Annotated in this window: 4 protein-coding genes; all 4 read left to right on the plus strand. The window is 59.8% G+C overall.

Annotated elements, in window-relative coordinates; translation table 11 throughout:
- The first annotated feature begins 7 nt into the window (after positions 1-7).
- Positions 8-73 (plus strand): 23S rRNA (pseudouridine(1915)-N(3))-methyltransferase RlmH, encoded by a 66-nt coding sequence (locus K6T64_RS16980; RefSeq protein ID WP_353737842.1) that lies wholly within the window; start codon positions 8-10, stop codon positions 71-73.
- Between the two features lie 161 nt (positions 74-234).
- Entirely contained in the window at positions 235-1,284 is a 1,050-nt protein-coding gene (locus K6T64_RS16380; RefSeq protein ID WP_288011213.1) for an ABC transporter substrate-binding protein, read from the plus strand.
- A 130-nt stretch (positions 1,285-1,414) separates the two neighbouring features.
- On the plus strand, positions 1,415-3,058 hold the full coding sequence (locus K6T64_RS16385; protein ID WP_288011216.1) for an ABC transporter permease: 1,644 nt from the start codon (positions 1,415-1,417) through the stop codon (positions 3,056-3,058).
- Between the two features lie 43 nt (positions 3,059-3,101).
- Positions 3,102-4,257 (plus strand): ABC transporter ATP-binding protein (locus K6T64_RS16390; protein WP_288011218.1); only part of this gene is annotated, 1,156 nt, incomplete at its 3' end.

Below are 4,257 nucleotides of genomic sequence, written 5' to 3' on the forward strand. Positions count from 1 at the left end.
GGCCCGGGTGATCGTCCTGGAGCAGCTCTACAGGGCCTTCCAAATCCTTCGGGGTGGCACTTATCACCGATGATCAGGTCAATGCCTCCAAGCGCTCCGAGATCTATCTTGGTTCATGACTTCTTTTGAATTTCTCTACTTAGTTTTTACTGGACTTCAACGGGCGGTTCATGTTCATGTCCTACCATGGGAAGGAGGTGGGCTGATTACAACCATCCCAGGAGGTGGGCCATCGTGCTAGCGTTGAAGACCAGGGCCTTCCAATGGAGTGCCCTCGCAGTTTTGTCGGTTTCGGTGTGGTTGGCGGGATGTGGATCTCAAGGGGCTACGGCCCCGTCGGAGGGTGCAGTTGGGACCGGCTCCATTTCCGGGACCTTGCACTTTTACACGTCTCAACCCGACACCGATGCTAATAAATTGGTTCAAGCTTTTAAGGCCAAATATCCAGGGGTTCAGGTGGATGTCTTTCGCTCTGGTACCGAAGAGGTGATCGCTCGCCTCAACACCGAGGCCCAGGCGGGATCGCTGGGGGCGGACGTCATGCTGTTGGCCGATGCCCCGACTTTTGAAGCGCTAAAAAAGAAAGATCTCCTGATGCCCTATCAACCCCCGGGCTCCAACCAGATTCCTCAAGTGCTGGCCGATCCTGATCACATGTACACCCCGACGAAAATGATTCCCGTCGGCATCATCGTGAACACCAAGCAGTTTCCGGACCCTTCCGGGGTGGACTGGAAAACGCTCATTGATCCCGCCAATCGAGGCAAAGTGGTGACTCCAAGTGCCCTCTACTCGGGAGCCGCCGCGTACACCGTCGGCGTATTTCGGAATCAATCGGACCTTGGCTGGTCGTATTTTCAACAACTGAAAAACAACGATGTGATGGTGGTTAAAGGGAATGGGGACGTGGTGAAACGGGTGGCCACCGGGGAGCGGTCCTTGGGAATCATCGTGGATTTTATGGCTTTTCGGGCTAAGGAACAGGGTTCTCCCGTGGCTTTTGTGTATCCCAAATCCGGGGTTCCGGTGATCACCGAGCCCGTGGCCATCGCGAAGCAAAGCCGCAACCCTGCCGCGGCCAAAGCTTTCGTGGACTTCATTCTCTCTGATGAGGGCCAGAAGCTGGAAGCAAGTCTCGGGTACCTGCCGATCCGGCCCGGGATCCAGCCTCCTACCGGGCGCCCATCGCCGTCAGACTTGAAAGTTCTCTCCGCACCGACGGAGCAGTTGGCGGCAGAACGGGACCAAGACAAAAAAGAGTGGAGTGCCCTTTTTGGGAACTGAACGCCGATCCAAGAGAGCCGCGGTAAGCAGAGGATTGTGGCTGCCCGGGGCTCTCCTCATCCTGGTCACCTTATATCCGATGGTCCGGCTGGTGTGGACTTCTTTCCAGGGGTCCGGAGGGGGATTCTCCGTGGCGGCCTACCAGGCCGTGATCGGTCACCCCTTGTGGGGACAGGCCTGGCGCAACACAGGGATCGTGATGGGGGCGTCCACCATTCTGGCCGTAGTCGTCGGGACGGCGGGGGCGATTTTGACGGAACGGACCGACCTCCCCGGTAAGCGGGGGCTGCGGCTCCTGTTCTTGATGCCCATGTTTATCCCGTCTTACGTCCTTTCCATTGCCTGGTTGCAATGGGCCGGAGCCGAGGGTTTATTAAAAGCGCTTCCCTTCTATTCCTTTGCCCTTTCCTGGCTGGACGGGGGTTTAGGGGGGATCTGTGTAGTCATGGGAGCCAGCCATGTTCCCGTGGTGTACCTGCTCGTCGCGGCCGCTCTTCACGCAGTGCCAGGAGATTACGGGCGCGCGGCGCGAATCTCCGGTGCCGGCCCTTGGAAAGCTTTTCTGACGGCGGAGCTTCCCTTGCTCATGCCTGCGGTGGCTTCTTCCGCGTTGATCAGCGCCGCCGGTGCCATGGACAACTTCGGAATTCCGGCTTTTCTCGGCATTCCTCAGAATGTGGTCGTGCTGGCCACGTTTCTTTACCAACTCGCCATCGGTCTGGGACCCGGGGCTTTTCGTCAGGCGGCTGCTTTGGCGACCCTGATGGCAATGTTGGCTGTCCTGCTGGTTCTCATACAGGGGCTTGGTCGGCGGATTGCCCGTTATCGATTGACGGGTCCCTCCAGCCCCAAGCTGCCCCTTCCTCTCGGCCGGGGTAAAATTCCTGCTGTTTTCGGACTTGGGGTGTGGTTGGTGTTAACTGCGGTAGGGCCTTTTGTCGCACTGCTGCTCACCTCGGTGACGCCGGCCTATGGGGTGCCTCTCACATGGGAGAATGTTACTGTTGAACACTACCTGGCGGTGTGGTCGGCAATTCCCGCCGTTCTCACGGGGTTTTGGAACAGTTTGAGCCTCAGCATCCCCACGGCTCTTCTGGTCCTGTTTCTGGCCCGACCGATCGGGAAGGCCCTGGCCAGGGGGAGTGCGCCGGCAGCCCGGGGTCTGGACATCCTGGGGGTGATTCCTTATGCGCTGCCGGGCATGGTAATCGCTTTGGCCGTGCTGTTGACGTACTGGCGACCGTGGCCTGGACTGGATCTTGCAGTCAGTGGGTGGGTTCTTCTTTTTGCCGCTTATCTCGCTCGGTTTTTCACCCTCGGGGTTCGGGTGTGGGTGGCGGCTTGGGCCCGGGTGACTCCGGAGCTTGAAGAAGCGGCCCGAATCAGCGGCGCTTCTGAAGGCAAGACCCTTCGCCACATCATGTTTCCCCTTCTCAGGCGGGATGTGATGGGAGGGGTCCTGCTGATCGCCATGTTCGCCTTCACGGAACTCACGGTGTCCTCTCTTCTCGCCGGTGCGGATGGAATGACCATCGGCATGGCACTGTTTAATCTCGAATCGGGTGGATACACCTTGGAGAGTGCGGCCCTCGGAACGATTCTGACGGTGGTCAGCGCCGGGGCCGCGGCCCTGATGATGAAGAATCCGGCGTCCGGGGCGATCTACGGAGAAAAGGGGATGAGCGATGACATTGATCCGCACCGAAGGGTTGCGCAAAAAGCTGTGGGTGGATCGGAACCGCCCTTCAACGCAGACGGGTCAGTCCGGGGATGAAAGGGGGAACCCGGGAGCGGATCAGACGTTGGGCTCAGGGAGGGTGTACGCTCGCGGAGACGCAGTGCCCAGGAGCTGTACACGCCAAAATTCCCTTGATGCGAAAGAGGGGGCTGAGCTTGCGCTGGAGCTTCGAGAAGTCAGCTTGACCTATCCAGGGTCCCGGGAACCCGCGGTGAATGAAGTTTCTCTCTGCGTGCGTCCCGGGGAGTTCGTGGTGATCCTCGGTCCGTCCGGATGTGGAAAAAGCACCCTTTTGCGCCTCATTGCCGGATTTGAGGTGCCCGATCGGGGGGAAGTGGTGATCGCTGGCCGACGGGTGAGCCGGGCCGGGGAGGGGTCACTGCCGCCCGAGAAACGGAGGATCGGCATGGTCTTTCAGTCGTATGCTTTGTGGCCGCACAAAACAGTCCGCAAAAACTTGAGTTTTCCGCTGGAGCAGAGACCCATGGCAAAAAATGAACGGGAGAAACGGGTGGATGAAGCTGTCGAGCGGTTCCAGCTCCATGGCCTCGGCCATCGATTTCCTGCGCAACTGTCGGGCGGCCAGGCCCAGCGCGTAGCATTGGCCCGGGCCCTGATCGCCGAGCCCCCCCTTGTGCTCATGGATGAACCCCTCAGCAACCTCGATGCGGTTCTCCGCCGAACCATGTTGGAGGAGCTGGAGGCCATGAAAGCGAGCTGGGCGCCGGCCGTGGTGTACGTCACCCACAACCGGGAGGAGGCCATACGCCTTGGCAATCGGATCCTCGTGTTTCAGCGCGGTCAGTTGCTGCAGGATGGATCGCCAGGGGATATTTACCATTCGCCGCAAACGACGTTTGTGGCAGATTTCGTTGGAGAGTCGAATTATATCGAAGGACGTGTGGAATCCGAGGCGGCCCCGGGCTTATTTTTAGTGCGCACGGTGGATGGGGCCCTGCTTCCGGCCCGGGGAGCCCGGGGGGTTGTGACCAACCGCGCGGTAACCCTGCTTGTTCGGCCCGAGTGGGCCTCCTTGGTTGCCGCCTCGTCCGATTCCAGGCCAGGCGACACCGGCGACCTCAACCCAGAGGCATTCCCAGCTGAAGAATCTCCGGCGGTCGTCACGTCGATTCGCTATCTCGGGCAGACCTCCACCTACACCATTGCCCGGCAAAATCGCACATTTACCATCACAGACCTGGGAGAACCCCGTTTCCACCCCGGGCAGGCCGTCT

Source organism: Kyrpidia sp., from assembly GCF_023512215.1.
GTDB classification, from domain to species: Bacteria; Bacillota; Bacilli; order Kyrpidiales; family Kyrpidiaceae; genus Kyrpidia; species Kyrpidia spormannii.